The sequence below is a fragment of the Salinisphaera japonica YTM-1 genome, assembly GCF_003788585.1.
Taxonomy (GTDB): Bacteria; Pseudomonadota; Gammaproteobacteria; order Nevskiales; family Salinisphaeraceae; genus Salinisphaera; species Salinisphaera japonica.
Map to the genome: position 1 here is coordinate 14,711 of NZ_AYKG01000010.1, position 24,663 is coordinate 39,373.

Here is a 24,663-nt window from a genome sequence, read left to right on the forward strand (position 1 = left end):
AAGAGCACGCCGCGGCGTGCTCTTTTTTTGCCTGGCGTTATCGTGTCGTTATTCGTCTGCGAGGTTGCGATCGATGGCTCGATGACCAATATCGCGGCGATAGGTCATACCGGGCCAGTCGATGACGGCAACGCCTGAATAAGCGCGCTGCTGGGCCGCGGCCACATCCGTGCCCGACGCACAGACGCTCAAGACCCGCCCGCCGTCGGTGATGACGTCCCCGGCTGCGTCGAGCTGTGTGCCGGCATGAAACACCACGCAATCCGTTTGGCCGATGGCCTGTAGCCCGGCGATCCTGTCGCCCTTGTCATAAGCGCCGGGATAACCGCCGGCCGTCAGCACGACGCCAAGTGCGGCCTCATCGCGCCAGCGCGCCTCGGTTTGATCGAGCGTACCGGCCAGGGCGGCCTCGATGAGTGCCAGCAGATCGGACTCAAGACGCATGAGGATCGGCTGGGTTTCGGGATCCCCCAGACGCACGTTGAACTCCAGCACCCTGGCGCTGCCGGTCGCGTCGATCATCAGCCCGGCATAGAGAAAGCCCGTGAACGCCCGGCCTTCTTCGGCCAGGGCGGCCACCGTGGGCTCGATGATCTCGGCCATCGCACGCGCCGCGATCTCGTCGGTGACCACCGGCGCCGGCGAGTAGGCGCCCATGCCGCCGGTATTGGGCCCGGTATCGCCGTCGAATGCCGCCTTGTGATCCTGGGAGCTGGCCATGGGCAGGATGTTCCTGCCATCGACCAGCGCGATGAAACTGGCCTCTTCGCCGACCAGAAATTCCTCGACCACGATCCGGGCACCGGCATCGCCAAAGCGATTGTCCTCGAGCATCTCGCGGGCCGCGGCCAGGGCCTCGGCCTCGGTGTGGGCCAGGGTCACGCCCTTGCCCGCGGCCAGGCCGTCGGCCTTGATCACGATCGGCGTGCCCTGGGCGCGAATATAGGCGGCCGCGGCCTCGTAATCCGCAAAATTGGCATAGGCGGCCGTGGGAATCGCGTGATGGGCCAGAAAATCCTTGGAAAACGTCTTGCTGGCCTCCAGCGCCGCCGCCGATCGCTTCGGGCCGAAACAGGCCAGGCCCGCGGCCTCGAACACATCCACGATGCCCGCGGCCAGCGGTGCTTCCGGGCCGACCACGGTCAGCGTGATGGCATTGTCCCGGGCGAACGCCAGCAAGCCGTCGATATCATCGGCGGCGATCGCCACATTGCTGACATGATCCATACCGTGCGTCCCGGCGTTGCCCGGGGCCACGTAAATATCGGCCACGCGCGGCGAGGCGGCCAGTTTCCAGGCCAGGGCATGCTCGCGCCCGCCGTTGCCGACGATCAGAAGACGATGAGAAGAAACGGTCATGGTGTGGGGCGCGTGGAAAGCCAGGGGCTGCAAAGCCTAGACTGAGCGCGACCCTTTTCCAACCAACCCCAATCATGAGCGAGCAACACACGCTGTATGAAGGCGACTATCTGCGCCTGTGTCGAACCGGAACCTGGGAATACGTGCAGCGCGTCAATGCCCGCGGGGCCGCCGTGATCGTGGCCGTGACGCCCGATGATGCCCTGCTGCTGGTCGAGCAGCCTCGGCCGGCGCTCGGCGGGCCGGTCATCGAGCTGCCGGCCGGGCTGGTCGGCGACATTGTCGGCGCCGAGGACGAAGACCGGGCCACCGCGGCCGCGCGCGAGCTGGAAGAAGAAACCGGCTGGCGGCCGGGCCGCATGGTGTATCTGACCGGCGGGCCGCCAAGCGCGGGCCTGTCCGGCGAAACGCTGTGGTTCTATCGCGCGCTCGCACTCACCCGGATCGATGCCGGTGGCGGCGACGACAGCGAAGACATCACCGTGCACACCGTGGCGCTATCCGACGTCGATGCCTGGCTGGCCGAGCGCGAAGCCGCCGGCGTGCCGGTCGATCCCAAGGTCTATACCGGGCTGTACTTCATCCGCTGCCGGCCTGATCTGGTTTGATTTGTTATCCGCAAATGAACGCGAATAAGCGCAAATGAATACAGGCATTTATCCGCAGATGAACGCAGATTAGACGCAGATTGCTTGGGTGGATCGACTCGTCTCAGCCGGACGCATGCCGCGACAACGCATCTTGCAAGATCTGATTCATCGTCTTTCATCGGCGTAAATCGGCGTGTATCGGCGGATTGTCTTTCTTTTATTCGCGTTTGTTGGCGCTCATTCGCGCACGATTTTCTTCTGCGACCAGCGCCCGGCCGTCGATTTCTTCGCAGCTAACGTCTTCGAGTGACGCCGCGGCGTCGGGAGCTACGGCCAGGCAGGCCGCATAGCCGGGTGCCAGGTCCAGCCAGCGCAGGGGCCAGTCGGCGTTGTCGAGCCGGGCATGGGCGCTGCCCAGCTCGATCGCGCGCACACGGGCCAGGCCCACGCGGCCGCTGGCCTTGACGGTGGCCTCGCGCGCGCACCAGGCGGCAAAGAACTCGTGCTCGGCGGTGGCGATACGGGCGATCAGTCTAGGCGAGACATCATCGCGGCGGGCCTCGATATCCAGGCCGATCGGGCCGACATCGGCGATCGCGCAGGCCACCCGATCCTTGGAGTGCGAGATCGAAAACGACGGCCCGCCGGCGATTTCCGGGCGGCCCGTGGCAGAGCGGCCCAGCCGCCACCAGCAGGCGTCGTCAGCCAGGGCATGGCGTAACAACAACAGCCCGGCGATTGTCTGCGCCTGCGCGCGGCGATCCTGCATGCCCGCCACCCGATGACGCGCGGCCGGCGGCAACCGATTGATCGCCCTCGTGGCAAATACGGATTCCGCCTGCGTTATTCGAGTGCAAAATACTCGCATTACTGAAAGATGACCGTCTGCTGTACCGCAGATGATGCCCGGTTTGGCCACGTGACGATCTCGATTGCTTCTGATTCCGTCGATCAACGGGATACGCCCGTCAGCGCGACACGCCCGTTTGCGCTGGCCCCGGATGACGCCACGCGGCGCGCGCTGGCCGAGCTACAGGCCCGCCACGGCGATCTGTTCACCGTGCCCGACCCCAGGACCGGCGCGCATCACTGGGTAGTCAACGACCCTGAGCTGGTCCAGCAGGTGCTCGTGCGGCGCGCGGGCGATTACACCAAAGGCATGGGCCTGGACCGGGTCAAGGTCCTGCTGGGTAACGGCATCATGGTCAGCGAGGGCGATTTCTGGACACGCCAGCGCCGGCTCATGCAGCCGGCCTTCCGCCCGACCCGGCTGGCCGACTACAACACGATGATCGTTGCCGAGAATCAGCGCCTGGCGGACACGTGGCAGGCCGCCGCCGAGGCCGGCCAGCCCGTCGAGGCCGAGGCCGCGGTCAGCGAGCTGATATTGATCATCGTGCTGCGCTCTATCTTCGGGGCGGACTACGACACGTTGGTGGCCGACGGCGCCAACCCTTTTGCCATCCTCACCGAAGAGCCGGCCCGGGATCTCAAATTCGCCGCGCGTTTTCATACCCTCAAGAAGACCGTGGGCCGGATCATTGAAGCCCGCCTGGCCCGTCCGGTTACGGCTTATGACTTCCTGGGCCAGCTTTTGGCGGCCCGCACGCGCGATGGCCACGCGATGAATCGCGCTGCGCTGATCGACGAAGTGATGACGCTGATCGTGGCCGGCCACGAAACCACGGCCAGCGCCCTCGCCTTTGCCTGGGTTCTCGTGGCCACGCACACCGAGATTTGCACGCGCCTTCAGGCCGAGGCCGATGCTTGTGATCCGGATCAGCTGGCGCGTACCGGCGGCCACGATGACCCGAACCTGGCGTTGACCGATCGGGTGATCGCTGAAACGCTGCGCCTGTATCCGCCGGGCTGGCTGCTGTCTCGCCGCGCCGCCACCGATCATGCGCTGGGCGGTTATCCGATCACCGCCGGTACCCAGGTCTTCATCTGCCCGTGGCTGTTGCATCGTCACCCGACCTACTGGCCCGAGCCGGATGTCTTCGATCCGGATCGTTTTCTGGGCACGCGTCGACCCGCGCAGCGCATGGCTTATATTCCGTTTGCTGCCGGGCCGCGCCACTGTATCGGGGAACATCTGGCCTGGACCGAGATGCGCGTGCATCTGGTCACGCTGCTGGCTCGTTTTACACCGATCTGGCGCGGGGCGCGCGCGCCTGGCGTGGTATCGGCGATCAATCTGCGGCCGGCCGACGGAATACCGCTACAATTACGGGTTCGATAACGACGAATCCGCTGCGCGACCCGGCTGCGGCGCGCCTCGAACATACCACGCTTATGACCCGTTACGACACGCTCACACAGATGCTGGACGCCGCCGCCGAGACCCCGGGCGAGATCGGCTTTATCGACGGCGCCAACGACGAACGCCGGCTTGGGTATCGCCTGCTCAGGCGCGCCGCCGAGCGCATGCTGGCCGTGCTGCAGGCTCGCGGGGCAAGCGCCGGCGAGCCGTTGATCCTCTACGTACCCGACACACTGCGGTTTCTGCAGTTCTTCTGGGCCGGGCTCTATGGCGGGCTGGTGCCGGTACCGATCGCCGCGGGGGCCACGCGCGCCCATCTGGACAAGCTGGTGCGCGTGTGGCGCCACATGGGCGAGCCCCGGCTGGTCATCGATACCAAACACTTGGCGCGCGTACGCGAACATCTGGAAGCCGCCGGCGATAGCGAAAGCGCCGAGCGGCTGGCCGCGCGGGCGATCTCCGACGAGCCCTCGGCCGTGGAAACACCGGCCGAACCGGCCCTCGTGCGCCCGGAACAGACGGCGTTCATCCAATTTTCCTCCGGCTCCACCGGGGATCCCAAGGGCGTGGTGCTCACCCATGCCAACGTGCTGGCCAACGTGGATGCCATCAGTGCCGGCTCGGATCTGGGCGCGCATGAAATCGCGCTCTCGTGGATGCCGCTGACCCACGACATGGGCCTGATCGGCTTTCATCTGACGCTCGTGTATTCGGCGTTCACGCATTATCTGATGACGCCGGATCTGTTTGCCCGGCGGCCACTCCTGTGGCTGGAAAAAGCCAGCGAAAAAGGCGCCACTCTGCTCTGCTCGCCGAACTTCGGCTATCGCCACACCCTACGCGCGATCAGCGCCCGCGGCCTGCCCGACGGCCTGGATCTATCGCGCGTGCGCCTGATCTATAACGGCGCCGAGCCGATCTCGGCGCCACTGGCGCGCGAGTTCGCTGCCCGGCTTGCGCCCTGCGGGCTGGCCGACAACGTCATGTTCTGTGTCTATGGCATGGCCGAGGCGAGCCTGGCGGCCAGTTTTCCGCCGGCCGGGCGGGGGCTGGCCAGTATCCGCGTGGCCGCGACCACGCTGGGCGTGGGTGATGTGATACAGCCCAGCGAGGCCCCTCAGGCCATCGAGCTGGTCGACCTGGGCCAGCCGGTTAAAAACGGGGCTATTCGTATCGTCGACGATAGCGAGGCACCGCTGGCTGCCGATCACGTCGGGCATGTCTGGATCCGCGGGGCCAACGTCACCGCCGGCTATCACGACAACGCCGAGGCCGACGCGGCCGCCCAGCGCGGCGACGGCTGGCTGGCCACCGGTGATCTGGGTTTCATTCACGCGGGCAACCTGTTCATCACCGGCCGCGCGAAAGACATCATCTTCGTCCACGGGGCGAACTTTTATCCCCAGGATATCGAGGCCGTGGCCGCGGGTGCGCCGCAGATCGAGCTCGGCAAGATCGCGGCCGCCGGCGTACGCAGCGAGGGGGCCGAGGCCGACGCGCTGGTGCTGTTCGTGGTCTTCAAAGGCCGCGACGACGACTTCGTGCCCATCGCGCGCAACGTGGCCCAGTACGTGAATCAGCAGACCGGGCTGGTCGTCGATCAGGTCGTCCCCATCGAGCGCATGCCCAAGACTACCAGCGGCAAGCTGCAACGCACCGACCTGGCCCGGGCCTATACCGAAGGCGCCTACGGCGAGCGCCTGGCCACGCTGGCGGCCCTGATGACCGCGGGCGAGGCCCCGGCCGTACCGGCGCCAGACACGAATGCCCCGTCGGCGGCCACGCTATTGGCCGGCATCTGTGCCGAGGTGGCCCCGGACAAGCAGATCGGGGCCGACGACAATCTCTTCGAGGTCGGCCTGTCGTCGCTGGAACTGGCCCAGATCCATGAAGGCATCGAAGCCCAATGGCCGGGCCGGCTCGAGGTCACCGATCTGTTCGACTATCCCACCATCAACGACCTGGCCGAAGTGCTCGACACGACCGATTGACCGGGCGCCGGCGGGCCTGCCTCAGGCCGCCCCGCCGGCCTGGGGCACGCCGCCGTCGGCGGCGATCCGGTTCAGCGTCTTGAGCCGCTGGCCAAGCTCGCCGGCCAGCGTCTGGGCGTGGTCCGGGCCGTCCAGCGCGCCGACCGACCAGGGCCTGCCGATGGCGACATCCAGCCGACAGAACGGCATGGGGATATGACAGGCGTCCCAGGAGCGTAGCTGCAGGTAGCGGCTGGCCACGGCCCCCACCAGCAGCAACGGCGCGCCGCTGCGGCTGGCGAGCACCACGGCACCGGGCTTGAACACCTGGGCCGGGCCGCGCGGGCCGTCGCCATACATCATGGGCGAGATACCGCCGCGCACCGCCTCGGTGAGGGCCGCCATCGCCGCCTTGCCGGTCCGGCTGGACGAGCCGCGTATGGCCGTCATCCTGTGGGCGTGGGCCACACCGGACATGAAACGCCCTTCGCGCGACGGGCTGATCAGAAACCCGACCTGCAGGCCGCGCCGTCGCTGGGCGCGCATGAATATCGCGCTGGAGACCAGGCTCTGGTGCCAGGCACAGGGCACGACCGGGCGCTCGTCGGCCCGACCGGCCGCCAGCACCGCGTCAAGATCGGCCCCGCCGTGCACCACCCGGATCCGACAGGTCAGACACAGCAGCCAGATATAGCGCGACAGCACCCATTCGGCCAGGGCCGTCAGAACCCGTTGATGCAGACGGCGGCGTTTGTTCTCGGAGCGGCGCTTGGCACGGCCGGGGGGTGGGTCTGACGGCACCATCGCATGACCTCTACGGGGGATCGCGGACCGAATTCATCCACGACCACCAGCCTACGAGCCCGATTATGGCCGCGCGCTTAAGACGCCCCCACACGCGTCTCGGCGAGGCCGCTAAGCGCGTTCAGCCGCTCGGCCAGCGTTTCGGCCACGACAGAGGGCGCCTCGCCGCGGGCCACCTCAAGCGGCTCGCCGATACACAGGGCCACGCGCGCGAACGGCTTGGGAATCATCATCTTGTCCCAAGAGCCCAATTGCCAGTACCGGTCCGCGGCGAAGGTGATCGGCAGCACCGGCGCTTTCGTCATCTGGGCCAGCATCAGCGTACCGGGTTTGACCTGCAGCGCCGGGCCATGTGGCCCGTCCACCGCGATGATCGGCGACACCCCCGACTGGAGCGTGGCATACGTATCGCGAAACGCCTTGGCGCCGGTCCGGTTGGCCGAGCCGCGCAACACGCGGGCCCCCATGCGGCCCACCAGGGCCGCCACCAGCTCGCCGTCGCGCGAGGGCGAGACCAGAAAGCCCGGCGCAAACCCGGCTCGGGGTGTTTCCAGCAACCAACCCACGCAGTATGGCAGGCGTTGATGCCAACAGCACAGCAGGGCCGAGCGCTCGGCCTCGATCAGGCCCTGTAGATGCCCCAGGCCCTCGACCGAGACACTGCGCCGGGTGGCCATGAGCAGCCGGGCCAATAGATGCAGCAGCGGCGTGGCCACGGCCACCAGCAGGCGCTGGCGCCGTGAGAGCGGCGTACGTCCGGTCTTTTGTTGATACTCGCGCGATTGACTCATGGTGCGGCCTGTTCCCAGCAGGCGATGTCGGTAGACTGGCAGCGCCGGGCGCCACCCATCACGACGCCCGCGAGCGGCGAGCATCTCGCGTCCCGACGCGAAAACATTCGCTATACAGCTTAACCGATCACAGGCGCGATGCGCCGTGGATCGGCACGACCCAGCCCATGCGATGTCTGCAATCGAAAAACTCTACGGCCAGGCACCGGCCCTGCTGACCGACCTCTACCAGCTGACCATGGCCTACGCCCACTGGCACAACGGCACCGGCCAGCGCGAGGCGGTATTTCATCTGTTCTTTCGCTCGGCCCCGTATGCCAACGGCTTTGCCATTGCCGCCGGCATCCAGACCGCGATCGACTACATCACCCAGATGCGGTTTTCCGATGAGGACATCGCCTATCTGGCCACGCTGACCGATAACGCCGGCGAGCGCCTGTTCGCCCCCGGCTTTCTCGATTATCTGGCCGATTTCGGCTTCTCCGGGGAGGTACACGCCGTGGCCGAGGGCACGGCGATCTTCCCGCACCAGCCGATGCTGCGCGTGCGCGGGCCGATCATCGAGGCCCAGCTCTTGGAAACCGCCCTGCTCAATCTGGTCAATTTCCCCACGCTGGTGGCCACCAAGGCCGCGCGGATTGCCCATGCCGCAGCACCTGACCCGGTGCTGGATTTCGGCCTTAGAAAAGCCCAGGGCATTGACGGCGGTGTGACCGCCGCCCGTGCGGCCTATATCGGCGGCTGTGCGGCCACTTCCAACGTGCTGGCCGGGCGGCTGTTCGGTGTGCCGGTCTCGGGTACCCATGCCCACGGCTGGGTCATGGCCTTTGACGACGAGCTGGATGCCTTTGATGCCTATGCCGCGGCCTTGCCCAACAACTGTGTGTTTCTGGTGGATACCTACAACACGGTCGAAGGCATCGAAAACGCGATCCGTGCCGGCGAGAAACTGCGCGGGCGCGGCTACGAGATGGCCGGTATCCGCCTGGACTCGGGCGATCTGGCCCAGCTGGCGCGCCGGGCGCGTCGGCGCCTGGACGCGGCCGGTTTCCACCAGACCAAGATCGCGGCCAGCTCCAGCCTGGATGAAGCCGTGATCGCCGACCTGAAAGCCCGCGGGGTGCCCATCGTGCTGTGGGGTGTGGGCACCAAGCTGACCACCGCCCAGCCGGATGCCGCGCTCGACGGCGTCTACAAGCTGGCCGCGCTGAAAAACGATGCCGGGCGCTGGTCGTATCGCATGAAGATGAGCGACACGCCCGGCAAGCAGACCCGTCCCGGCGTGCAACAGGTCCGGCGCTTCATGGACGGCGACACCCCCCGCGCGGATCTGCTCTTCGACGAGGCCGCCCCCGCCACGGCCTGGGCCGGCGGTGTCGCCGAGCACGAACAGTGCTTTGGCGCCGACGACGCGCATGTCGACCTGCTACAGCCGGCGGTCGCGGCCGGTAAGCGCCTGGCCGCGCCGCCCACGCTTGCCGACAGCCGCGACCATGCCGGCGCGCAGTTCGCGCTGTTCACCGCCCGGCCTGATTATCCCGCGCTTGTCGATCATTATCTGGATCAAGCCACCGACGACCTGCGCGACTGGCTGGCCGATCGTCACCGGAACCAGCACTGATGCCCGATACGCTGCTACTGGTCGATATCCAGCACGATTTCCTGCCCGGCGGCGCGCTGGCCGTGCCGGGCGGCGATGAAATCATCCCGATCGCCAATGCCTTGATGCCGGCGTTTGCCCACGTCGTGGCCAGCCAGGATTGGCATCCGGCCGATCATGGCTCGTTTGCCGAACACCACGCCGGGGCCCGTGCGTTCGACATCGGCCAGCTCGCCGGGCGCGAGCAGATCCTCTGGCCCACCCACTGTGTGCAGGGCACGCCGGGCGCGGCTTTTGCCAGCGATCTGGATATTGCCGGTATCCATGACGTGGTGCGCAAGGGCGACAACCCACGGCTGGACAGCTACTCGGCGTTCTATGACAACCACCACGAGCGCGCCACCGGGCTTGGCCAGCGCCTGGCCGCCCGCGGCACGCGTCATATCCACGTCATGGGCCTGGCCGCGGATGTCTGCGTGAAATACACCGTGCTCGATGCGCTGGCCGAGGGCTTTACCGTGACCCTCATCGTCGACGGTATCCGCGGCGTGGACATGGCCCCCGGCGATACCGAGGCCGCCATCGAAGCCATGCGCGCCGCCGGTGCGGTCGTCGTTACCCATGACATGGTTCTGGGCTAGTTTTCGCGGGAGTCGTCGTGGCTCGCCGGGCGGTTCGAGTGTTTTTTATCCGCAAATAACGCAGATTGCGCAGATGTGGGCCTGGTAGCGCGCAAGAATCATGGCACGCGCAAAGCCTTGGCAGGGGCGAAGGATTTTTGGGTGAAGACCAGGATTATTGCTGTGCTCTGGTCTCTGCAATGGCAACGCACAAAACGCCGGAGCCTGACGTTCCCGCGCACCCGAAATCTGTGAAATCTGCGTCATCTGCGGATAAATAAAGCCGCTGCCGCCCGCGTGCCGTTAACTCACGCCCATGATCCAGTCATCTCGCCCAACCCACATCGGCGCTCATCGGCGGCCATCTGCGGATAAAAAAGAACATCCCGCGAGCCCGAACACAGGCACGCATGTTTTGTTTGCCGCCCGGGCTTGCTAGATTGCCGTTACTTGCCTGTCTTTAAACCCTTGGTGGTCTGCCATGAGTGCTGTTCCGAAGGATCTGGCCGTCGGCGCACGGCTCGACGATGCCATGCGCGTGCCGTTCGCCGGCTCATCGCGCGTCTATGTCGAAGGCTCACGGCCCGATATCCGCGTGCCCATGCGCGAAGTCTCCCAGTCCAATACCCCGGCGACCTTCGGCGTGGAGAAGAACCCGCCGATCACGGTCTATGACTGCTCGGGGCCGTATACCGACCCTGACGCAGCCATCGATCTGACCATGGGCCTGGCACCGCTGCGCGCGGGCTGGATCGACGAGCGCGGCGATACCGAGGCGCTATCCGGCCTGTCGTCGCAGTTCGGGCGCGACCGCGCGGCTGATACCGCCACAGGGCATCTGCGTTTTCCCGATGTGCGCACGCCGCGCAAGGCGCGCGCCGGGGCCAACGTGTCGCAGATGCACTATGCCCGCCAGGGCATCGTGACGCCCGAGATGGAGTTCGTGGCGATCCGCGAGAACGCGCGTATCGACGAAATCAAGGACTCGCGCCTGCTGCGCCGCCATCCCGGCGAGAGCTACGGCGCCAACATCCCGGAATACGTCACGCCCGAGTTCGTGCGCGACGAGATCGCGACCGGGCGCGCGATCATTCCCAACAACATCAATCACCCCGAATCCGAGCCGATGATCATCGGGCGTAATTTCCGGGTGAAGATCAACGCCAACATGGGCACGTCGGCGGTGAGCAGCTCCATCGCCGAGGAAGTGGAAAAGATGGTCTGGGCCACCCGCTGGGGCGGCGACACGATCATGGATCTGTCCACGGGCAAGCATATCCACGAAACCCGGGAATGGATCATCCGCAACGCGCCGGTACCGGTCGGCACGGTGCCCATCTATCAGGCGCTGGAAAAAGTCGACGGCAAGGCCGAAGACCTGACCTGGGAGATGTTTCGCGACACGCTGATCGAGCAGGCCGAGCAGGGCGTGGATTATTTCACCATCCATGCCGGCGTGCGCCTGCCGTTCGTGCCCATGACGGTCAACCGCGTGACCGGCATCGTCTCTCGTGGCGGCTCGATCATGGCGAAGTGGTGTCTGGCCCACCACACCGAAAGCTTCCTCTATACGCACTTCGAGGATATTTGCGAGATCATGAAGGCCTATGACGTGGCCTTCAGCCTGGGCGACGGCCTGCGCCCGGGCGCGATCGCGGATGCCAACGACGAAGCCCAGATGGCCGAATTGCGCACCCTCGGCGAGCTGACGAAGATCGCCTGGGAACACGATATCCAGGTGATGATCGAAGGCCCGGGCCATGTGCCCATGCAGCGCATCAAGGAAAACATGGACGCCGAGCTGGCTGATTGCCACGAAGCGCCCTTCTATACCCTGGGCCCGCTGACCACCGATATCGGCCCCGGCTATGACCACATCACCTCGGCCATTGGTGCCGCACAGATCGGCTGGTACGGCACGGCCATGCTCTGTTACGTGACGCCCAAGGAACACTTGGGCCTGCCTGACAAGGATGACGTGCGCGAGGGCATCATCACCTACAAGATCGCCGCCCACGCGGCCGATCTGGCCAAGGGCCATCCCGGTGCCCAAATTCGGGATAATGCCCTGTCCAAGGCGCGCTTCGAATTCCGCTGGGACGACCAGTTCAATCTCGGCCTGGACCCGGAAAAAGCCCGCGGCTTCCACGACGAGACCCTGCCCAAGGACAGCGCGAAGGTCGCGCATTTCTGCAGCATGTGCGGGCCGAAGTTCTGCTCGATGCGCATCTCCCAGGAAGTGCGCGAATTCGCCCACGAGCGTGGTATTCATACGCCACAGGACGCCATCGACGCCGGGCTGGCCGAAAAAGCCGAAGAGTTCCGTGACGGCGGCCACGAGCTTTACAAATAAACCACCAAGGACACCGACATGAAAAAGACAGCTCTCATCGCCAGCCTGGCGACCGGCGCCCTGGTCTTGCCCGGCATGGCCCAGGCCCTGGACAAGGAAGATTTCACCACCACCGCCAGCACGGCCGCCACCACGGCTTATATCGTCGGCAAGGACGATAACGATCTGGTTAAGGCCCGCGACTTCGCCGACAGCGAAGCAGTGGCCCTGGCGCGCGAATCCGCCCAGGGCGGCGGCGAGCACGTGGCCTCGTTGGCCGAGCTGCTGGGCGAAAACCCGAACCAGTTCGGCGCCTGGATGCAGAATAACTACAGCGCGCTGTACGACACCGAGGCATCCGCCAACTTGGTCGATCGCATCGCCGCGCTCAAGACCGGCTAGCCGGCCCGCATGACGACGGCGTACTACACCGCCGATGCGATCTGTCGCGCCCACGACATGGGCGAGGGCCATCCCGAACAGCCCGGCCGGCTGATCGCGATCGAAAAAGGCCTGGACGTCGTCGGCATCGCCGATCGGCTGGATCGGCGCAGCGCGCCCCCGGCCGATACGGCACTGGTCAAGCGCGTCCACGACCCGCTGCATATCGACCAGCTCTATGACATGGCCCCGCGCCACGGCCGTATTCCGCTGGACGAAGACACGCTGCTGACCCCCGACACCCTGGCCGCGGCCCGTTATGGCGCCGGGGCCGGCGTGGCCGCGGTGGATGCGGTCATGGCCGGGGACATCGCCAATGCGTTCTGTGCCATACGCCCGCCCGGGCATCACGCCGAATATTCAAAAGCGATGGGCTTTTGTTTTTTCAACAACATCGCCATCGCGGCCCGCTACGCGATCGATCACCACGGGCTCGAACGCGTGGCGATCGTGGATTTCGATGTTCACCACGGCAACGGCACCGAAGACGTCATGCGCGACGAGCCGCGTGTGCTGTTCTGCTCCAGCTACCAGAACCCGCTGTTCCCGCATACCGACGACGCCAGCATCCCCGGCAAGCTCATCAAGACGCCGCTTCGAGGCGGCACCGCGGCGCGTGTGTTCCGCGACGCCATCGAGCGCGACTGGATACCCGCCCTGCACGAACAAAAGCCCCAGCTCATTTTGGTATCCGCCGGTTTCGACGCCCACCGATCCGATCCGCTGGCTGATCTCAACCTCGAGGCCGAGGATTTCGCCTGGGTGACCGAGCGTATTCTAGATGTGGCCGAAACTCACTGCGGCGGCCGTGTGGTCAGCATGCTCGAAGGCGGTTATGCCCTGGATGCTCTGGCGGCATCGGCGGCCGTGCATGTGCGCAGTCTTTTGAAACGCGGCGCCTAAGCCTGTAAGCACAGTAGGCACACGCGCCGGGCGGTGGACTGATAATGCTGGGTTGTCGAGGCTTATCCGCCGACTCCTTGGATCAACCCGGTTGGGTCAGCACCGTCAAACTTCGTGTAATTCCTGTCGCAGGATCGTGCGCAACGTGTCCGCGGTCAGCGGCGCTTCGGCGAAAAGCGCGTCTCGAAGCGCTTGATTGATCGCCGTTTGATAGCCCGTGCCTTTCGCTTCAGCTTTCTTTCGAAACGCTTCGATCACGTCATCGTCAAGCATGATGGTGATTCGTTTCTTGCCCGGTGATTTGACAACGGGGCCACGTTTAGCGCCACTAAAATCGTAGTCTTTACGCATGATATTGCCTTGCCTCGCTAGGGCTTGCCTTACGAGCGGAAATAAGACGCGTCCGCTCTGCGCGTTGGGTATGAACGATAACGAGAACCCGGCCAAGCGCATCCATTCCCAGAGTGACGAAACGTGGCTCACCCGCCGCATCTGGATCTTCGATCGTCAACGCCGACAAGTCCCGGAGCGCTTGTTCGGCATGAGCAAAGCTCACGCGATGCTTTTTAAAATTTGCAGCCGCCTTGTTCGGGTCAAACTCAACGTCCATTTATCGAGTATGCATCATATGCATATAGCCAGCCAAGTAATCCTGTCGACGGTCCGCTCTCAATAGAATCCCAATGAAAAACCCGACCGCGTAGCACGCGCCGGGTTCTGGTTCACAGCGGGTCATGGATGGCTAAAACAAAATATTCACGTCATTCGCCGTCGACAGCACGATGCCGTAGGTCAGGTACATCAAGTAAAAGCCGGTCACGGTATGTGCCAGGCCGAGCAGTTTTTCGGTGGCCGGCACGGCGATACCGAAACTGGCAAAGAACTCGAAGAAATAGACCGCGGCCAGGCCGACGAACAGAACGGCTGCCGGTGCATCGCCGCCGGTCGCGAACGAAATCACGCCGAGCACCGAAACTAAAAAGAAGGCGATCGACATGAACCCGTTTGGCCGGGCATCGCCTTCAACGAACTTGATGATCCCCATGGCCAGCCAGTGGATACCGAATACCGAAAACGCCACGGCCGCGGTATAGAGTTGGGCTTCCTTGAAGGATTCGAACCAGGTCAGGCCGACGAAAAGATACAGGCCGACCAGCGCCTGACACAGCCCCGGCATGAAGAATCCCCAGACCCCGTTGGATCGCGCCAGAGCTCGGCCGCCGTCTTTCGGCCAGCCGAACAGCTCCTGTGGCCCCAGAATGATGTACCCCGTGCCCAGACCGAAAAAGCCGAGCGCAACCGGGGCAAATTCTGACGCCGCAAACGTGATGGATGCCATGTAAAAGCTCCCTTAAGCGAGTTGAATGATTCATGGTACACATATTTGTGCACAATAGACCATGATCGTTGCCATCGCGTTCGCCGCGTCTCGCGCCCGGCTGGCATGGCCGCGGCGCGGCTTGCTCGTCAAGAAAATTGAGGGGTATGCCCGCTTGGTTGCGTTTCGACAGGCCGCCGAGCCTCGTATGATGACGGCTCGTTTTCGCCGACCGGAACTGTGATGAATCTCTTGCTGCTCAACGGCCCGAATCTGAACCTGCTCGGCACGCGGGAGCCGCATCTCTACGGTCACGACACGCTGGCCGATATCGAAACTGCGGCACAGGCCCATGCGCACCAGTTCGGTGCAACGCTTGCAACACTACAGACCAATCACGAAGGCGAGATGATCGATCGCATACACGCCTCACGCGGCGTGATGGATGCCATCATCATCAATCCGGCGGCGTGGTCCCATACCTCGATCGCCCTGCTCGACGCGTTGAACGCCTTCGAAGGCCGCGTGGTCGAGGTGCATCTGTCCAACATTCACAAGCGCGAGTCATTTCGACACCACTCATATATCTCGGCGCGCGCCGATGCGGTGCTGGCCGGGTTGGGCGCTTACGGCTATCGCGCGGCGATCGACTGGCTGGTGGGCTGATCCGTCAACTGGCGCGACTCTTGCTGGATGTTCGCAATCATTCTGATCGAACGCCTCTATGCAACGCTCACTGTGTGCTTTCACTTTCGCCGGCCTGGCACTGACCAGCCTCTCGGCCCCGGCCGTGGATGGTGTGCCTGCCGATAACTTCGAGATTCTGCAGCCGATCACCCAGACGCCCGGCGCCCTGTCCGGCGAGACCGCGGCCGGGCGTTATTACGTGCCGGCCACGGTGAACACGAGCCGCTGGGGCCATCTGCCCAACCGCCAGGCCGAGCCGGTGTTGACTGTGCCTTCCGGGGCCACTGTGGTCATCGATACGATCTCGCACGAAGGTATTCTCGAAGACCAGGGGCGTGACCCGGTGGCGTGGTTCGGTGAACACGGCGTGGCACGCGAGCAGGTCTTGAGCGATGCCATCGCACTCACCGATTCCGATATCAAGCACGATTTCAAGCACGACGGCCCGCACGTGGTGACCGGCCCCGTGGCCGTGGCCGACGCCGAGCCGGGGGACGTGCTCAAGGTCGAGGTCCTGGATCTGGCTCCGCGCGTGCCTTATGGCGTGGTCTCCAATCGTCACGGCAAGGGCGCGCTGCCCGGCGAATATCCCATAACCCCGGCACAAGACGGCGCCTCGGCCGAGCATCCCGAGCGCTACGGCAATGTCTCGATCTATACCCCGATCAAGGAAACCGACGACGGCTGGGTGGGCCTGATGTCTGGCCCGAACGATGCACCGGTCGAGTTCCCGCTCAACCCGTTCATGGGCCTGATGGGCGTGGCGCCGAACACGGATGAATCCCCCAGCTCGGTGCCGCCGCTGGCCGTGGGCGGTAACGCTGATATCAACGAGCTGGGTGAGGCCGCGACGATCTATTACCCGGTCAAGGTGCCAGGTGCCTTGTTCTATACCGGCGACGGGCACTTTGCCCAGGGCGACGGCGAAGTTGCCCTCACCGCACTGGAAGGCTCCATGCGAGCGACGTTTCGTCTGACGCTGCTGGAGGCCGGCTCGCCGGAAATCCCCGGCGGCCAGATCAATCGCATGCTCGGCGAGACCGATACGCACTGGGTGACCGTGGGGCTCGACCCGAGCCTGGACGAGGCAATGAAAGACGCCACGCGCGAATCCATTCGTTTTCTGCACGACTACTACGGCATCGATCAGGCCACGGCGTTGGCGTATCTCTCGGTGGCCACCGATTTCGAGGTTTCACAGGTCGTGGATGCCACCAAGGGCGTGCACGGGCTGATCCGCAAGGACGATTTCGCGGCCGTGACCGCCGAGGACTGATCGGCTCGTCGATCCCGGCTTGATCCGTGTGAACGGACCGGGATTGGCGCTTTGATGCCGACGGCCTATAGTGGCGGCCGATTTTCGTCGCGGCGGTCGTTGTCATGAGCCTTGCCACGCTGTCGGTGTTCTTGCCGACCTTCTTTCTCGTCTCGCTCACGCCGGGCCTGTGCATGACGCTGGCCCTGAGCCTGGGCATGACCGTGGGCGTCAAACGCGCCGCCTGGATGATGATCGGCGAGCTGATTGGCGTGGGCACGGTGGCCGTGCTGTCCGTGATCGGCGTGGCCGGTGTGCTATTGCAGGTACCCGCGCTTTTCACGGTCTTCAAATGGGTCGGCGGGGCCTATCTCGTCTGGCTCGGCATCGAGATGTGGCGCTCGCGTGGCAGCCTGGCCATCCCCGAGATTGCCCAGGACGCCGACCAGCACGCCCCGGCCCCGCCCCGCGGGCGGCTGGCGCTTCAGGGCCTGGTCACGGCGATCGCCAACCCGAAAGGCTGGGCGTTCTTCATCGCCCTGTTGCCGCCGTTTCTGGATTTCGACGCCCCGCTGGCGCCCCAGCTTGCCCTGCTGCTGGCGATGATCCTGTCGATGGAAACAGCGTGTCTGCTGCTCTATGCCACCGGCGGCTCGGCCGCGCGCCGGCTGCTCGAACAACAGGCCAATGTCCGTCTGCTCAATCGTATCGCCGGCACGCTGATCATGGCCGTGGGGCTGTGGCTGGCGCTGGGCTGACGGCCTGTCTCACCCGGTCCAGCCCGGTACACAACGCCTCGGTGGCATCCGCCATGCGCACCGTCGGCCGGCTGATTTCATCGCGCGCCAGGCGGATGAACCGATCATGGCGCACGGCTGACAGGGTGTCGTAGCGGCGCCAGAACACATCGTCGGCGGTGTCCTCATCGCCGCTGCGGGTCGTCACGATAGCCGCCGGGTCGCGGGCGATCAGCGATTCCACCCCCACCCGCGGTGCCGCCACATCGGCGTCCTCGAAAACATTGCGCCCGCCGCACAGCCGAATGGCCGCCCCGATCATGCTGGCGCCGCCGATGGTGATCAGCGGCTCGGTGGCCACGGCGTAGAACACCGAGACCGGCGCACGCGCGCTGTATTGGTCTTTGAGGGCCTGCATACGCGCGATAAAACGGGCCGCGGCGTCTTCACCTGTCTTCGCCTGCCCGCCGAGGCGGCCCAGATCACGCAGCGTGGCGGCGATATCATCAAACGCGGTCGGATCATCGACATACACCGGGATTCCCAGCGCGCGCAGGCGGGCGACCAGATCGCCCTCGCTGGCCGGCGCCCAGGCCACGACCAGATCGGGCCGGCGCGCCAGGATGGCTTCAAGGCTGACGGAGCGATACCCGCCAACCCGCGGTATTGAGGTGGCCGCAGGCGGATAATCGCTATATCGCACCGCGCCCACCACGGCGCCGCCGAGACCCGCCGTGAACAGGTTTTCCACAAGATGAGGGGTCAACGCCACGACCCGCTCGGCCGGCTGATCAAGCGTGACCCGGTGGCCGGTAGCATCTACCGCCGAAACCGCCGCAAATGCGGGCCCGGCAAGCATTGCCACCCCCACCAGCGCAGCGACGAGCGGCACAACGATGCCAACGGCCCGCGGCATTATCGCGACCCGGCATGGGACAAATCTGTGCATAACTTATCGCCCCTGTGGATAAACGCCGGCGCGCTGTACCCCGGCGAGCAGCCGGGCCCGGGCCGCGTGGGGTGCCAGCCCGACACGCAGCCAACGATTATCATCGCCCAGCCGGGTCAGAATACCCTGGCGGGCGAGTGCAGCATGCCAGCGCGGGGCAGGCGTCTCGTTCTGGAACAAGGCCGTGACGAACAGCCCGCCGGAGACGATCCGTGCGCCCTGCGCCGCGGCCAGCACATCACGCAGCCACGCCTGGCCGTCATGAATACGCGCGCGTTGGTCGATCTGCCAGGCCGTATCCGCCAGGGCCCGGCGCCCGATCCAACGCGCTGGATGCGCGACGCCCCAGGGCTGCACCGCCTCGTCCAGCGGGGCCAGGGCATCGGGCGGCCCACAAACAAAGCCCAGCCGAATACCGGCCAGGCCAAAGAACTTGCCCACCGAGCGCAGCACGATGGCCGAGGCCGGTAACGCCGGCGGCGCGTCGACACAATCCATGAACGCCGCATCCACGATCAGCCGGCCCGGGCCGAGCGTGGCCGCCAGTGCCCGTAGCTGATCGGTATCGGGCATGTCACCGAGCGGGTTGTTCGGTGCCAGCACCACGGCATGATCAAGCTGTGCGACCTGGTCGACCAACGCGGCCGGCGTGTCGTAATACACAAGCGTATGCCCGGCCCGCGCCCAGGCCCGGGCATGTTCGCGATACCCGACAGACGGCACGCCGACCCGCCCCGGGCGCCGCAAGGCCGGCAGGGTCTGAATCGCGAATTGGCTACCCGGCACCGCGACAAGCCGCTCGGGGGATACGCCGTAGTACGCGGCGGCCACCGGCATCAGCCCGTCATCGGCCTCCGGCAGGCGGGCCCAGACCTCGCCCGGCACGTCGCCCACCGGCCACGACCAAGGCGCGATACCGGTCGAGACATCCAGCCAGTCGGCCCGCGGGATCTGCCACGTTTCGGCCGCATCGAGCAGCCGGCCGCCGTGCAACGTGTTGCCTGCCTCGCTCATAGCAGGGCCCAGCCGGCGATGACGCTCGCCACGAGCGCCACACTCCGGTCAACCAGCCCCAGCGCGCGCTCGATATCCCCGGCCACGGGCGGGCGGCCCTGCCCGATCTCAGGCTTGGTCTGCCACTGGCCGTGATACGAGGCCGGCCCGCCCAACGTGATCCCCAGCGCCCCGGCCCCGGCACACATCACCGGCCCGGCGTTGGGGCTGGCACATTTGCCGGCCTGGCCCTGCCAGCAGCGCCAGGCGGCCCGACCGCCGAAGACCACGAAGGCTCCCGCGGTCAGCCGCGCGGCCGGCCAGTTCAGCGCATCATCCAGCCGTGCCGCAGCCCGGCCAAAAGCCTCAAAGCGCGGCGTGCGATAGCCCCACATCGCATCCAGCGTATTGGCCAGGCGATGCAACACCACACCCGCCGCCGCGCCGGGCGGCCCGGCCAGGCTGCCGATCGCGGCCCAGACCAGTGGTGCCACGATGGCATCACTGCTGTTTTCCAGAACGGATTCGATGGTCGCCCGGCGCATGGCCTGTGCGTCCATATTTTCGGTATCGCGCGACACCAGTCGGCCGGTGGCAGCGCGCGCCCGCACGATGTCATTGTCGGCCAGCGCCTGGGCCACCGGCCGGGCATGATCAGCCAGCGCACGGCGACCGATCGACACGGCCACCAGGCCCGCCACCACCAACCAGCCCAACAGGCTCGGCAGCCAAAGCGTCACCAACGTGATCGCCAGCACCGGCCCGCCGATGAGGCCCCCGGCCGCACGCGCGCCCGCGGCCACCGTGCCATCGTTGGCCCTGGCCTCCAGCCGGTCGGCCCAGCCGCCAAAGATGACCAGCGGATGCCCGCGCGATGGCTCGCCGAAGCGCGCATCGGCGACAAGTCCGGCCAGCACTGCGAATATCAGGCCCATAACGCCGGCCCGGCCCAGGCGATCGTCATCAGCAGCACCGCCTCCACCCACTCAATCAGCGCGCCGACGATATCGCCGGTATAGCCACCGATGCGTTGCTGCCAGAGCCGGCGCCAGAGCCAAGTGACGGCCAGCGTAAGTACCGCCAGAACCAGCGCGCCGATCAGCGAGGTGGTCAGCGCGATACCAACGTACGCCAAGGCCAGCGAGCCCCCAATTGCCGCCCGTGAGGCCCAGGCAGCCTGATCGGCCGCGATCCCGTCGCGCCGGACATAGGCCGTCGTCATCATCAACGCCGCCGCGGCGCCGCGGGCCGCCAGCGGCACGGCACACCACAGGGCAAGCGGCAGCGTGGCGGTCTTCAGAATGGCAGCCAGAGCCGCGAACTTCGCCAGCAGCATCAGCACCAACGCGATGATCGCCATCGGCCCGGCCGTGGGCTCGCGCATGACCGCCAGCGTGCGTGTCGTATCGCCATGGCCGGCGAAAGCACCGTCGACACAGTCAGCCAAGCCGTCGAGATGCAGCCCGCCGGTTAGCGCCGCCCATGCCACGAGCACGAGAATCGCCTGCACCATCGCCGGCGCGGCGCTCGTCAGCAGCATCACCAGCCAGAGCACCAGCCCGATCAACGCGCCGACCCACGGATACCAGGCCACCGAGCGGCCCTGATCGCGGGCCGTCATCTCCGGGCCGATCCAGCGGCCGACCGGCAGCGTGGTCAACAACACCATCGCCAGCCATAGCGGGCGCAGGCGCTGTGTCATACCGCGTTATCGAGGTTGTAGCCCATCAGCCGTGCCATCCGGTGCTCGCTCGGGCCATCCGGGGCATGCGTGACATCAATCCGCGCCCGGCAGCCATATGGCATACCGAAGCGATTGGTGGCGCCCAGCGGCAAATCCAGCACGTGGCTGATCAGATTCCGAATCACCCCGCCATGACAGACCAGCAACACATGCTGGCCGGTATAGGCACTGACCAGATTCTCCCAGGCCGCGCCCACGCGCGCCCGGATATCGGTCAACGCCTCGGCGTTGGGCGGCGCGTGATTGCCCGGATCGGTATACCAGGCCCGCGCGGCCTCGAAATGGTTATCCCAGATCTCTTGAATCGGCCGACCTTCCCAGTCGCCGAAATTCATCTCGCGAAAACGCGCATCAACCGTCACCGGCAAATCACGCTCATGCCCCAGCCAATCCGCAAACGACCGACACCGCGTCAACGGCGACGTCACGATCCGGTCCCAACCGGACAATGCCCCCGTCACCCGCTTCAACCGCGCCCAACCGTCATCAGACAACGCCACATCGGTCGAGCCCCGAAAGATCGAGCCCCCCTCGCATTCGGCGTGGCGCAGGATATCGACCTGCGTGGTGGGCATATTGAACTCGGCCATGCGCGCTTCCCTCGATGAACAGCCGCTGGCGGCTGTGTATCTGAATGACTAGGCGCGAAGGTTAACGCAGAAGCAATCACGAACGCCGGGGCCCCTCGGTCATTCCTGTCACTCGATTAAAAACCCGTTGTTTAGCCTGAGCCGCAAGTAACGACTGCCAGCCGCTTCATATATGCGGCTTCGGCGATGCCGTGCCCAAGCGTCGTCGTGGCACGTCATCAGCAAATGCCTCGGCACGGGTCCTGTTCCCTCGCGACACTACCGCCACGTCTGCGACCACACGCTCGAGCCAACTCGCTGCTAGACCGTCGCAGGGCTGACCGGCGCCTTGTCCGGCAAGTCGCCTCGAATTAAACTAAACCCACTTAGTTCAACTTGATCGCCGCATGAACACATTCAATATCCACGAAGCCAAGACACATCTCTCGCGCCTGATCGAAGACGCCGCCAACGGCGAGCCCTTCATCATTGCCAAGGCCGGCAAGCCGTTGGTGAAAGTCAGCGCAATAACCACAGCCGACGATAAGCAACCGTCACGCATCGGCTTCATGGCCGGCGAGTTCGACGTGCCCGACGACTTCGACACGCTGGGCGCAGACGCGATCGACGACGCCTTCTACGGCCAATCGTGATCGTCCTGCTAGATACACACCTGCTGCTATGGGCAGCCGCCGGTTCAAATAAGCTTCCCCCAAGAGCGGCCGATCTCATTCAGAACGAGACAAACCAGTTACTGTTCAGTGCGGCCAGCCTATGGGAAGTAGCGATCAAGGCCGGGCTCAATCGGCCCGACTTCAAGATATCCGCCGGAAGATTCCGTCGCGCCTTGTTCGAGAACGGTTACGACGAACTGCCAATCAGCGGGCGACACGCCGCCGCCATCGCCAATTTGCCGGATATTCACAAAGACCCGTTTGATCGAATTCTAATAGCACAAGCCCAGGTCGAAGACCTCACCCTCTGCACCAGCGATCGCATCGTGGCGCGCTATCCGGGCCATATCGAGCTCTTTTAGCGATACGAGTCTGGGTCAAGCTCATTGCAATCGGTAGACCGATACGACACGCAACTGGACCCTCTTAACTTGCAGCGACTCGGAAACGATTCTTAAGCGAGCTCCTGCTACAAGTTGAAGCTGTCCACAGAAGCAATGGCCGAGGCAGCTGAGCGGTCTCAAGTTGGCGAACCGCGCCGCGTCTCAACACATCGGGCACGCTGTCACCGGAACCCGGACGATCATGGCGCTTGGCGTTCCGCCGGCCGTCAGGAGCCGCTAGAGCCGTGCGGCGGTCGCACATCTTTCGAGAGCGTTCTGTCTGCTAAACATCGCAACGTCGTTAAAAATCGACCGAGCCAATCTCGGCGCGGCAACTCGATCTTTCTGGTCAACATCTGCGCCGATTCTGTAATCAGCTCTATGTCGAATCGTTCGAAGGCTATCCAGACGCGCCGCGATCCTATTCAAGGTCACAATCTGATCCTGCGGCGTGGCGGATTTATGTGATCGCAAGGCTTCGCCGACAGCCTCATGCGAGCCGCAATCCGTCGGCAGTGGGCGCGATAGCTCAACGCGAAATTGTTCGCAGATGTGGAAACAAGCGTAATAGAAACGCCCAATTGCACAGCGTAGCTTCACCTCGTCATCGCTCGTCATCAATTCAGAGCCAAGCCGGTACAAATCGGCGGCGACCACGCTCATGCCGCCACTACTTCTATCGGCGCTGAACGCTGATCGCAAAACTCAATGACGAGAGTGCCCGCTAGACGTTGCGATAGATCTGTATGAGCAAGCCGATCGATTAGCTCTTCATCAAGATCGACCAACGACTCAGCGTCCGTCTTGACGCTGATCGATACGCGAAGCCAAGTAGCGCTCTCATCGCGGAGCATTTCGAATTGCGAGATACGAGGCGCATATCCGTGGTCGCGTCCGAGCTGAGTTGCTAACGCGATCGCATCGCCGATCGCTTCAGGTTCTGCTCTCGGATGATCATCGAGTGCCAATTGAATGATATCGCGCTGGTCGAGAACGGACTCAGACATATCGCGATCGGGAAACATGCGTTCCCACTGATCAATCAAAGCAGACGCCGCCGCGATCTGGCCGGACATGAGCGAGTATCGAATTAATCGCTCCAACAAATGCGAACTTTTCTCGGACATATCCCAAACGTGCCGCGCTTGGCTTAAGGCGCGATCAAGAAAACCGAAATGCATCAACGCCGTGATCAGGTTTAAACGCGCGGCCGGCTCGTAAGGAAGGCGCGCAACCGCGTCCTCGATCGTGCGGATTGCCGAGATATCATCGTCAGCACACATGAAAATCCCGCGAGCCATCAGCCCCTCAGGATCACCGGGGACGCTACCAAGAAGCTTATCGATCGTATTTAAGGCGCGCTGACGTTGAATGTCGTTTGCGCGACCAACTTCTGCGGACCAATAATAGTTGATCGCAGTTTCTAGAAGCTGTCCGCCCTTGGACGCTGGCTTCGAAGACATAACAATCTCCTGCCGTTGGGCAGTGAGTATGCGTTGGTTTGCTCTGTCTGTGCAAACCAATATCTTGTAGGCTTAAACGGCACGCGCGACGCGGTGAATCTGGAGACCGCGCCTGCCCTATGCGGGTACGAGCGCTTTGTGGGGACTTCCAGTCCCACCGCGTGCATCCATCGAGCAGCCCGCACTGACTCATGGTCGCTACGGGCTTTTTCGTATTG

The 24,663-nt window shown here is 64.7% G+C and carries 28 protein-coding genes; 14 read left to right on the forward strand and 14 right to left on the reverse strand.

The features are described 5' to 3' along the window. Positions 1 to 48: 48 nt before the first annotated feature. The gene (gene purD / locus SAJA_RS04210) at positions 49 to 1,359 is read right to left on the reverse strand and encodes a phosphoribosylamine--glycine ligase (protein WP_123657415.1); all 1,311 of its coding nucleotides are present in this window, start codon (positions 1,357 to 1,359) and stop codon (positions 49 to 51) included. 74 nt (positions 1,360 to 1,433) lie between these two features. Here purD and SAJA_RS04215 point away from each other — a divergent pair, with 74 nt between their 5' ends. Beyond that, positions 1,434 to 1,967 (forward strand): NUDIX hydrolase, encoded by a 534-nt coding sequence (locus SAJA_RS04215; RefSeq protein WP_123657416.1) that lies wholly within the window; start codon positions 1,434 to 1,436, stop codon positions 1,965 to 1,967. Positions 1,968 to 2,166: 199 nt separating this feature from the next. On the opposite strand, the gene SAJA_RS04220 is transcribed toward SAJA_RS04215, so the two are convergent. Then, positions 2,167 to 2,718, reverse strand: coding sequence for a 4'-phosphopantetheinyl transferase family protein (locus tag SAJA_RS04220; protein WP_123657417.1), 552 nt, complete (start codon positions 2,716 to 2,718; stop codon positions 2,167 to 2,169). 150 nt (positions 2,719 to 2,868) lie between these two features. Between SAJA_RS04220 and SAJA_RS04225 the strand changes: the two genes are divergently transcribed. After that, positions 2,869 to 4,191 (forward strand): cytochrome P450, encoded by a 1,323-nt coding sequence (locus SAJA_RS04225; protein WP_184999743.1) that lies wholly within the window; start codon positions 2,869 to 2,871, stop codon positions 4,189 to 4,191. Positions 4,192 to 4,244: 53 nt separating this feature from the next. Beyond that, positions 4,245 to 6,203 (forward strand): non-ribosomal peptide synthetase, encoded by a 1,959-nt coding sequence (locus tag SAJA_RS04230; RefSeq protein ID WP_123657419.1) that lies wholly within the window; start codon positions 4,245 to 4,247, stop codon positions 6,201 to 6,203. Between the two features lie 21 nt (positions 6,204 to 6,224). On the opposite strand, the gene SAJA_RS04235 is transcribed toward SAJA_RS04230, so the two are convergent. Both SAJA_RS04235 and SAJA_RS04240 read right to left on the reverse strand, forming a co-directional pair. After that, positions 6,225 to 6,986: a lysophospholipid acyltransferase family protein gene (locus tag SAJA_RS04235; RefSeq protein WP_123657420.1), complete on the reverse strand. Its 762-nt coding sequence runs from the start codon at positions 6,984 to 6,986 to the stop codon at positions 6,225 to 6,227. Positions 6,987 to 7,063: 77 nt separating this feature from the next. After that, complete coding sequence (locus tag SAJA_RS04240; protein WP_184999745.1) at positions 7,064 to 7,777, reverse strand: lysophospholipid acyltransferase family protein; 714 nt, start codon at positions 7,775 to 7,777, stop codon at positions 7,064 to 7,066. A 172-nt stretch (positions 7,778 to 7,949) separates the two neighbouring features. Here SAJA_RS04240 and SAJA_RS04245 point away from each other — a divergent pair, with 172 nt between their 5' ends. The 5 genes from SAJA_RS04245 (at position 7,950) to SAJA_RS04265 (ending at position 13,673) form a co-directional block, all read left to right on the forward strand. Then, positions 7,950 to 9,398 (forward strand): nicotinate phosphoribosyltransferase, encoded by a 1,449-nt coding sequence (locus tag SAJA_RS04245; RefSeq protein ID WP_123657422.1) that lies wholly within the window; start codon positions 7,950 to 7,952, stop codon positions 9,396 to 9,398. Continuing rightward, positions 9,398 to 10,018, forward strand: a complete 621-nt coding sequence (pncA, locus tag SAJA_RS04250) for a bifunctional nicotinamidase/pyrazinamidase (RefSeq protein ID WP_123657423.1) — start codon at positions 9,398 to 9,400, stop codon at positions 10,016 to 10,018. The genes SAJA_RS04245 and pncA overlap by 1 nt, the downstream gene beginning before the upstream one ends. Positions 10,019 to 10,478: 460 nt before the next feature. Next, positions 10,479 to 12,350 (forward strand): phosphomethylpyrimidine synthase ThiC, encoded by a 1,872-nt coding sequence (thiC, locus tag SAJA_RS04255; protein ID WP_123657424.1) that lies wholly within the window; start codon positions 10,479 to 10,481, stop codon positions 12,348 to 12,350. 18 nt (positions 12,351 to 12,368) lie between these two features. Next, positions 12,369 to 12,731: a DUF3015 family protein gene (locus SAJA_RS04260; protein WP_123657425.1), complete on the forward strand. Its 363-nt coding sequence runs from the start codon at positions 12,369 to 12,371 to the stop codon at positions 12,729 to 12,731. 9 nt (positions 12,732 to 12,740) lie between these two features. Continuing rightward, positions 12,741 to 13,673 (forward strand): histone deacetylase family protein, encoded by a 933-nt coding sequence (locus SAJA_RS04265; protein ID WP_184999746.1) that lies wholly within the window; start codon positions 12,741 to 12,743, stop codon positions 13,671 to 13,673. Between the two features lie 105 nt (positions 13,674 to 13,778). Here SAJA_RS04265 and SAJA_RS04270 read toward each other — a convergent pair whose 3' ends face one another. From SAJA_RS04270 to SAJA_RS04280, 3 genes are all read right to left on the reverse strand, one after another. After that, positions 13,779 to 14,024: a BrnA antitoxin family protein gene (locus tag SAJA_RS04270; RefSeq protein WP_123657426.1), complete on the reverse strand. Its 246-nt coding sequence runs from the start codon at positions 14,022 to 14,024 to the stop codon at positions 13,779 to 13,781. Then, the gene (locus SAJA_RS15520; RefSeq protein WP_123657427.1) at positions 14,017 to 14,283 is read right to left on the reverse strand and encodes a BrnT family toxin; all 267 of its coding nucleotides are present in this window, start codon (positions 14,281 to 14,283) and stop codon (positions 14,017 to 14,019) included. Before SAJA_RS15520 ends, SAJA_RS04270 begins: the two co-directional genes overlap by 8 nt. 132 nt (positions 14,284 to 14,415) lie before the next feature. Continuing rightward, on the reverse strand, positions 14,416 to 15,012 hold the full coding sequence (locus tag SAJA_RS04280) for a hypothetical protein (protein ID WP_123657428.1): 597 nt from the start codon (positions 15,010 to 15,012) through the stop codon (positions 14,416 to 14,418). Between the two features lie 61 nt (positions 15,013 to 15,073). On the opposite strand from SAJA_RS04280, the gene SAJA_RS15100 reads away from it, so the two are divergent. From SAJA_RS15100 to SAJA_RS04295, 4 genes are all read left to right on the forward strand, one after another. Continuing rightward, a complete protein-coding gene (locus SAJA_RS15100) occupies positions 15,074 to 15,235 on the forward strand; it encodes a hypothetical protein (RefSeq protein WP_184999747.1) in 162 nt (53 codons plus the stop codon). After that, the gene (gene aroQ / locus SAJA_RS04285) at positions 15,235 to 15,657 is read left to right on the forward strand and encodes a type II 3-dehydroquinate dehydratase (protein WP_123657429.1); all 423 of its coding nucleotides are present in this window, start codon (positions 15,235 to 15,237) and stop codon (positions 15,655 to 15,657) included. The genes SAJA_RS15100 and aroQ overlap by 1 nt, the downstream gene beginning before the upstream one ends. A gap of 58 nt (positions 15,658 to 15,715) precedes the next feature. Next, positions 15,716 to 16,954, forward strand: a complete 1,239-nt coding sequence (locus tag SAJA_RS04290; RefSeq protein WP_123657430.1) for an acetamidase/formamidase family protein — start codon at positions 15,716 to 15,718, stop codon at positions 16,952 to 16,954. Between the two features lie 104 nt (positions 16,955 to 17,058). Beyond that, positions 17,059 to 17,691, forward strand: coding sequence for a LysE family translocator (locus SAJA_RS04295; protein WP_123657431.1), 633 nt, complete (start codon positions 17,059 to 17,061; stop codon positions 17,689 to 17,691). Here the strand turns inward: SAJA_RS04295 and SAJA_RS04300 are convergent. From SAJA_RS04300 to SAJA_RS04320, 5 genes are all read right to left on the reverse strand, one after another. Next, a complete protein-coding gene (locus SAJA_RS04300; RefSeq protein WP_245963225.1) occupies positions 17,657 to 18,442 on the reverse strand; it encodes a cobalamin-binding protein in 786 nt (261 codons plus the stop codon). The genes SAJA_RS04295 and SAJA_RS04300 overlap by 35 nt on opposite strands. A 180-nt stretch (positions 18,443 to 18,622) precedes the next feature. Next, positions 18,623 to 19,633 (reverse strand): threonine-phosphate decarboxylase CobD, encoded by a 1,011-nt coding sequence (cobD, locus tag SAJA_RS04305; protein WP_123657433.1) that lies wholly within the window; start codon positions 19,631 to 19,633, stop codon positions 18,623 to 18,625. Continuing rightward, a complete protein-coding gene (locus tag SAJA_RS04310) occupies positions 19,630 to 20,547 on the reverse strand; it encodes a CobD/CbiB family cobalamin biosynthesis protein (protein WP_123657434.1) in 918 nt (305 codons plus the stop codon). Before SAJA_RS04310 ends, cobD begins: the two co-directional genes overlap by 4 nt. Beyond that, positions 20,538 to 21,314, reverse strand: coding sequence for an adenosylcobinamide-GDP ribazoletransferase (gene cobS / locus SAJA_RS04315; RefSeq protein ID WP_123657435.1), 777 nt, complete (start codon positions 21,312 to 21,314; stop codon positions 20,538 to 20,540). The genes SAJA_RS04310 and cobS overlap by 10 nt, the downstream gene beginning before the upstream one ends. Beyond that, a complete protein-coding gene (locus SAJA_RS04320) occupies positions 21,311 to 21,946 on the reverse strand; it encodes a histidine phosphatase family protein (protein WP_123657436.1) in 636 nt (211 codons plus the stop codon). The genes cobS and SAJA_RS04320 overlap by 4 nt, the downstream gene beginning before the upstream one ends. A 386-nt stretch (positions 21,947 to 22,332) precedes the next feature. Here SAJA_RS04320 and SAJA_RS04325 point away from each other — a divergent pair, with 386 nt between their 5' ends. Together SAJA_RS04325 and SAJA_RS04330 are read left to right on the forward strand one after the other, a co-directional pair. Continuing rightward, positions 22,333 to 22,578 (forward strand): type II toxin-antitoxin system Phd/YefM family antitoxin, encoded by a 246-nt coding sequence (locus SAJA_RS04325; RefSeq protein WP_123657437.1) that lies wholly within the window; start codon positions 22,333 to 22,335, stop codon positions 22,576 to 22,578. After that, positions 22,575 to 22,961, forward strand: a complete 387-nt coding sequence (locus SAJA_RS04330; protein WP_123657438.1) for a type II toxin-antitoxin system VapC family toxin — start codon at positions 22,575 to 22,577, stop codon at positions 22,959 to 22,961. Before SAJA_RS04325 ends, SAJA_RS04330 begins: the two co-directional genes overlap by 4 nt. A gap of 258 nt (positions 22,962 to 23,219) precedes the next feature. Here the strand turns inward: SAJA_RS04330 and SAJA_RS04335 are convergent, their stop codons facing one another. Then, positions 23,220 to 23,645 carry a hypothetical protein gene (locus tag SAJA_RS04335; protein WP_123657439.1) on the reverse strand — a complete coding sequence of 142 codons (426 nt, stop codon included), beginning with the start codon at positions 23,643 to 23,645 and terminating at the stop codon, positions 23,220 to 23,222. Continuing rightward, positions 23,642 to 24,445 carry a tetratricopeptide repeat protein gene (locus SAJA_RS04340; RefSeq protein ID WP_123657440.1) on the reverse strand — a complete coding sequence of 268 codons (804 nt, stop codon included), beginning with the start codon at positions 24,443 to 24,445 and terminating at the stop codon, positions 23,642 to 23,644. The genes SAJA_RS04335 and SAJA_RS04340 overlap by 4 nt, the downstream gene beginning before the upstream one ends. Between the last annotated feature and the right edge of the window lie 218 nt (positions 24,446 to 24,663).

What these genes read in the sequence shown, in the direction of transcription:
- cobS (WP_123657435.1), bottom strand. Translation starts at nt 21,314, where the DNA reads ATGACACAGCGCCTGCGCCCGCTATGGCTGGCGATGGTGTTGTTGACC.
- thiC (WP_123657424.1), top strand. Translation starts at nt 10,479, where the DNA reads ATGAGTGCTGTTCCGAAGGATCTGGCCGTCGGCGCACGGCTCGACGAT.
- SAJA_RS15100 (WP_184999747.1), top strand. Translation starts at nt 15,074, where the DNA reads ATGATCGTTGCCATCGCGTTCGCCGCGTCTCGCGCCCGGCTGGCATGG.
- SAJA_RS04270 (WP_123657426.1), bottom strand. Translation starts at nt 14,024, where the DNA reads ATGCGTAAAGACTACGATTTTAGTGGCGCTAAACGTGGCCCCGTTGTC.
- SAJA_RS04260 (WP_123657425.1), top strand. Translation starts at nt 12,369, where the DNA reads ATGAAAAAGACAGCTCTCATCGCCAGCCTGGCGACCGGCGCCCTGGTC.
- SAJA_RS04295 (WP_123657431.1), top strand. Translation starts at nt 17,059, where the DNA reads ATGAGCCTTGCCACGCTGTCGGTGTTCTTGCCGACCTTCTTTCTCGTC.
- SAJA_RS04310 (WP_123657434.1), bottom strand. Translation starts at nt 20,547, where the DNA reads ATGGGCCTGATATTCGCAGTGCTGGCCGGACTTGTCGCCGATGCGCGC.
- cobD (WP_123657433.1), bottom strand. Translation starts at nt 19,633, where the DNA reads ATGAGCGAGGCAGGCAACACGTTGCACGGCGGCCGGCTGCTCGATGCG.
- SAJA_RS04325 (WP_123657437.1), top strand. Translation starts at nt 22,333, where the DNA reads ATGAACACATTCAATATCCACGAAGCCAAGACACATCTCTCGCGCCTG.
- SAJA_RS04320 (WP_123657436.1), bottom strand. Translation starts at nt 21,946, where the DNA reads ATGGCCGAGTTCAATATGCCCACCACGCAGGTCGATATCCTGCGCCAC.
- SAJA_RS04335 (WP_123657439.1), bottom strand. Translation starts at nt 23,645, where the DNA reads ATGAGCGTGGTCGCCGCCGATTTGTACCGGCTTGGCTCTGAATTGATG.
- SAJA_RS04230 (WP_123657419.1), top strand. Translation starts at nt 4,245, where the DNA reads ATGACCCGTTACGACACGCTCACACAGATGCTGGACGCCGCCGCCGAG.
- SAJA_RS04280 (WP_123657428.1), bottom strand. Translation starts at nt 15,012, where the DNA reads ATGGCATCCATCACGTTTGCGGCGTCAGAATTTGCCCCGGTTGCGCTC.
- purD (WP_123657415.1), bottom strand. Translation starts at nt 1,359, where the DNA reads ATGACCGTTTCTTCTCATCGTCTTCTGATCGTCGGCAACGGCGGGCGC.
- SAJA_RS15520 (WP_123657427.1), bottom strand. Translation starts at nt 14,283, where the DNA reads ATGGACGTTGAGTTTGACCCGAACAAGGCGGCTGCAAATTTTAAAAAG.
- aroQ (WP_123657429.1), top strand. Translation starts at nt 15,235, where the DNA reads ATGAATCTCTTGCTGCTCAACGGCCCGAATCTGAACCTGCTCGGCACG.
- SAJA_RS04240 (WP_184999745.1), bottom strand. Translation starts at nt 7,777, where the DNA reads ATGAGTCAATCGCGCGAGTATCAACAAAAGACCGGACGTACGCCGCTC.
- SAJA_RS04245 (WP_123657422.1), top strand. Translation starts at nt 7,950, where the DNA reads ATGTCTGCAATCGAAAAACTCTACGGCCAGGCACCGGCCCTGCTGACC.
- SAJA_RS04235 (WP_123657420.1), bottom strand. Translation starts at nt 6,986, where the DNA reads ATGGTGCCGTCAGACCCACCCCCCGGCCGTGCCAAGCGCCGCTCCGAG.
- SAJA_RS04340 (WP_123657440.1), bottom strand. Translation starts at nt 24,445, where the DNA reads ATGTCTTCGAAGCCAGCGTCCAAGGGCGGACAGCTTCTAGAAACTGCG.
- SAJA_RS04220 (WP_123657417.1), bottom strand. Translation starts at nt 2,718, where the DNA reads ATGCAGGATCGCCGCGCGCAGGCGCAGACAATCGCCGGGCTGTTGTTG.
- pncA (WP_123657423.1), top strand. Translation starts at nt 9,398, where the DNA reads ATGCCCGATACGCTGCTACTGGTCGATATCCAGCACGATTTCCTGCCC.
- SAJA_RS04290 (WP_123657430.1), top strand. Translation starts at nt 15,716, where the DNA reads ATGCAACGCTCACTGTGTGCTTTCACTTTCGCCGGCCTGGCACTGACC.
- SAJA_RS04265 (WP_184999746.1), top strand. Translation starts at nt 12,741, where the DNA reads ATGACGACGGCGTACTACACCGCCGATGCGATCTGTCGCGCCCACGAC.
- SAJA_RS04215 (WP_123657416.1), top strand. Translation starts at nt 1,434, where the DNA reads ATGAGCGAGCAACACACGCTGTATGAAGGCGACTATCTGCGCCTGTGT.